Here is a 3,772-nt window from a genome sequence, read left to right as displayed (position 1 = left end):
GTCGCACGTCGCCCTCGACCATGTCGCGCATGTCGTTGAGGTCGTTGCGGAACTGCAGGGTGCGCTCGATGCCCATGCCGAAGGCGAAACCCGAGAACTCGTCGGGATCGATGCCCGCCGAGCGGAGCACGTTGGGGTTGACCATGCCGCAGCCGCCCCACTCCACCCAGCGCGCGCCGCCCTTGGCGTTCGGCTGCCAGACGTCCATCTCGGCACTCGGCTCCGTGAACGGGAAGTAGTTGGGACGCAGGCGGATCTTGGCGCCCTCGCCGAACATCTGCGTGGCGAAGTGCTCGAGCGTGCCGCGGAGGTGCGCCATGGTGAGCCCCTTGTCGATGGCGATGCCCTCGACTTGACTGAACACGGGGGTGTGCGTGGCGTCGAGCTCGTCGGTGCGGTAGACGCGGCCGGGGGCGATGACGTAGACCGGCAGGTCGCGCTCGAGAAGGCTCCGCACCTGCACGGGGCTCGTGTGCGTGCGCAGCACGAGGTGCGACTCCGGCGGGTCGATGAAGAAGGTGTCCTGCATGGCACGCGCGGGGTGGTCGGCGTCGAAGTTGAGGGCGTCGAAGTTGAACCACTCGCTCTCGACCTCGGGCCCTTCGGCCACCTCCCAGCCCATGCCCACGAAGATGTCGGCGATCCGGTCCTGCAGCAGCGAGAGCGGATGGCGGGCGCCGATGCGGCGCCGGCTCGCGACGGCCGTCACGTCGAGCGTCTCGCTCTCGAGCCTGGCGGCCTCCTCGAGCGCGACGACCTCGGTCTCGCGCGCGGCGATCGCCTGGGTGACCCGCGCGCGGGCCTGGCCCACGAGCTTGCCCGCGGCGGCCTTCTGGTCGCCGGGCAGCGCCTTGATCTGCGCGTTGAACTGCGCGAGCGCCGAGGCCTCTCCGGCGTGCTCGGAGCGCACGGCGCGGAGGGATGCGGAATCGGTGGCGGTCGCGAGGGCTGAGAGCGCCGCGTCGACCGCGTCGTTCACCGCCTGCTCGGTGATGGCGATGGGTTCAGACACGAGTCACAAGTTTACGCGCTGCGCGTCTGGGCACAGCACCGGCTCACTCCGTGGTGGCGTCGGCGGGATCGAGCGGGCCCGCGATGGTCTTCTTGGCGGCCGCACCGCGCTTGCGGGCGCTGCGGGCCGCGATCCGGCGCGTGACCCACGAGAACGTGAGGTTGACCGTGAGGTAGATCACGAGTGTGATGACGAAGAGGGTGAACAGGAACCGGTTGCCGTAGTAGGCGGAGAGGTTGTTCATCGTCACGCGGATGAGCTCGTTGTAGCCCACGATGAAGCCGAGGCTCGTGTCTTTCAGGAGCACGACGAGCTGCGCCAGGATGATCGGCAGCATCTGCCGGAAGGCCTGCGGGAACTCGATCAGCATCTTGGTCTGCAGCCGGGTGAGGCCGAGGCTCAGCCCCGCCTCCTTCTGGCCGCGCGGAAGGGAGGCGATGCCGGCGCGGAGGGCCTCTCCGATGATGGCTCCGTTGTAGAGCCCGAGCCCGAGCACCACGGCCCAGAACGCCCCCGTGGAGGCCACGAGCAGGATGAAGAACATCATCAGCAGCACGGGCATGCCGCGCACGAACTCCAGCACGATGGTGACGGGCACGCGCACGACGGCCTTCGGCGAGGTGCGCAGGAGCGCGAAGAGCACTCCCACCACGATCGCGATGACGGCCGCGATGGCGGCGGCCTGCAGGGTGGCGAGGAGGCCGCGGCCGACGAATGTCCAGAACTCCGGGTCGGTGACGAGGCGTTCCCAGCGGCTCCAGTCGAAGAAGCCGGGCAGCGTGATGCCGCCGGAGTCGCGCGGCTGGGCGAGCGTGTAGACCACCCAGGCGGCACCCGCCGCGAGCACGAGGATGACGATCGCCGAGGCGATCCGGGAGCGCCGGCGGGCCCGGGGGCCGGGGGCGTCGAACAGGACGGAGGGAGCGCTCATCGCTGCACCACGAACTTCTTCTCGAGCCGGCCGGCCAGGATGCCGAGCGGGATGGTGATGAGGAGGTAGAAGGTGGCGACGGCCAGGAGGACCGCGACCACCGCGTTGCCGTTCGCGTTGGCGAGCGTGCGGCCCACGCCGAAGAGCTCGGCCACGAAGAAGGCGCCGGCCACCGAGGTGTTCTTGGTGAGCGCGATCAGGACGTTGATGAGCGGCGGGATGACCATCCGGATCGCCTGCGGGAAGATGATGATCCCCACCGTCTGGCCGAAGCCGAGACCCAGGCTCCGCGCGGCCTCGGCCTGCCCGATGGGCACGCCGTTCACGCCCGAGCGGATCGCCTCGGCCACGAACGGCGAGGTGTAGGCGGTGAGGCCGATGATGGCGCACCAGAAGTAGGGCAGCTCCGAACCGAGGTAGGGCAGGATGATGGCGCAGAAGAACAGGACGAGGGTCAGCGGGGTGTTGCGCAGCAGCTCGGTGTAGACGGCGGCGAACCCCGACAGCGACGGGATCGGCGAGATCCGCATCACGGCCACGATCGTGCCGACCACGAGTGCGGCGAGCCCCGAGATCACGAGCAGCGACAGCGTCTGCCCGAAGCCCTCGAGGTACAGGGGCAGGTTGTCGATGACGACGTTCACCCGCGCTCCTTCCTGTTCTTCTCATGCGAGGTGAGGGGTGCCCGGAGGCACCCCTCACCGGCAGGGCTGGTTGCTAGTAGCGATCCACCGCGGGCGGGTCGACGAAGGGCAGCACGGCTCCGGCCGTCTCGTCCCACGCCGCCTCGTACGAGCCGTCCTCGTAGGACTCCTCGAGCACGTCGTTGATCCAGTCGCGGAACTCGGTGTCCTCGAGCGCGAGGCCGATGCCGTAGGGCTCCTGCGTGAAGGGCTCGCCCACCACCTTGAACTCGCCCTCGTTCTGGGCGGCGAGGCCCGCGAGGATGACGTTGTCGGTCGAGACCGCGACCACGGAGCCCGTGCGCAGCGGCTCCAGGCAGTTGGTGTAGGTGTCGGTCAGCACGACCTCGGCGCCGAGCTCCTCGAGGTTGGCCGCAGGAGTCGAGCCGGTGACCGAGCAGACGGGCTGGCCCACGAGGTCGTCTTCGCTCTTGATGTCGTCGTTGTCGGCCAGCGTGAGGATGGACTGGCCGGCCTCGTAGTACGGACCCGCGAAGGAGATGACCTCTTTGCGCTTGTCGTTGATCGTGTAGGTCGCCACGACGATGTCGACCTCGCCGTTCTGGATGAAGGGCTCGCGGTTGGCCGAGACCGTCTCGACCCAGTTGATGCCGTCTTCGGCGATGCCGAGCTTCGCGGCGATGATCTTGCCGATCTCCACGTCGAAGCCCTCTGGCGTGCCGCTCGGGCCGACGAGACCGAACAGGGGCTGGTCGAACTTGGTGCCGATCGTGATCTCGCCCGCGCTCGCCAGGGTCTCCATCGTGGAGCCGGCGGCGAAGGTGGGGGCTGCCTCGGGCGTGACTTCGGCTTCGCCGGCGTCACCTCCGGCGCATCCGGTCAGGACCACTGCTGTGGCCGCGGCGAGTGCGAAGAACGATAGCTTCTTGTGCCTCATTGGTCGTACCTCTCGTGTGTGCTGTTCCCCGCGCATCTGCTGTGGCGGGCTTGTTCCCGCCTAGTGGGCGAGGATCTTGGAGAGGAAGTCCTTCGCTCTCGGTGACTGGGGGTTGCTGAAGAAGGCCTCGGGCGCCGCCTCCTCCTCGATGCGGCCGTCGGCCATGAAGATCACGCGATCGGCGGCCTTCCTGGCGAAGCCCATCTCGTGCGTGACGACGATCATGGTCATGCCGTCCTTGGCGAGAC

Annotated in this window: 4 protein-coding genes and 1 pseudogene; all 5 read right to left on the bottom strand. The window is 68.5% G+C overall.

Annotation, left to right across the window (positions count from 1 at the left end; translation table 11 throughout):
* Positions 1 to 1,012 (bottom strand): phenylalanine--tRNA ligase subunit alpha (pheS, locus tag Q0D57_RS19210; RefSeq protein WP_291047020.1); only part of this gene is annotated, 1,012 nt, incomplete at its 3' end.
* Between the two features lie 43 nt (positions 1,013 to 1,055).
* Positions 1,056 to 1,943, bottom strand: coding sequence for an amino acid ABC transporter permease (locus tag Q0D57_RS19205; protein ID WP_291047018.1), 888 nt, complete (start codon positions 1,941 to 1,943; stop codon positions 1,056 to 1,058).
* On the bottom strand, positions 1,940 to 2,587 hold the full coding sequence (locus tag Q0D57_RS19200; protein WP_291047017.1) for an amino acid ABC transporter permease: 648 nt from the start codon (positions 2,585 to 2,587) through the stop codon (positions 1,940 to 1,942). Before Q0D57_RS19200 ends, Q0D57_RS19205 begins: the two co-directional genes overlap by 4 nt.
* Positions 2,588 to 2,660: 73 nt before the next feature.
* On the bottom strand, positions 2,661 to 3,524 hold the full coding sequence (locus Q0D57_RS19195; RefSeq protein WP_259524709.1) for a glutamate ABC transporter substrate-binding protein: 864 nt from the start codon (positions 3,522 to 3,524) through the stop codon (positions 2,661 to 2,663).
* 60 nt (positions 3,525 to 3,584) lie between these two features.
* A pseudogene (locus tag Q0D57_RS19190) lies at positions 3,585 to 3,772 on the bottom strand (amino acid ABC transporter ATP-binding protein); the annotation flags it as partial.

This window comes from Herbiconiux sp. (assembly GCF_023264895.1).
Taxonomy (GTDB): domain Bacteria; phylum Actinomycetota; class Actinomycetes; order Actinomycetales; family Microbacteriaceae; genus Herbiconiux.
The sequence above is the reverse complement of the archived record's forward strand: the minus strand, read 5'-3'. Positions and strand labels throughout refer to the sequence as shown.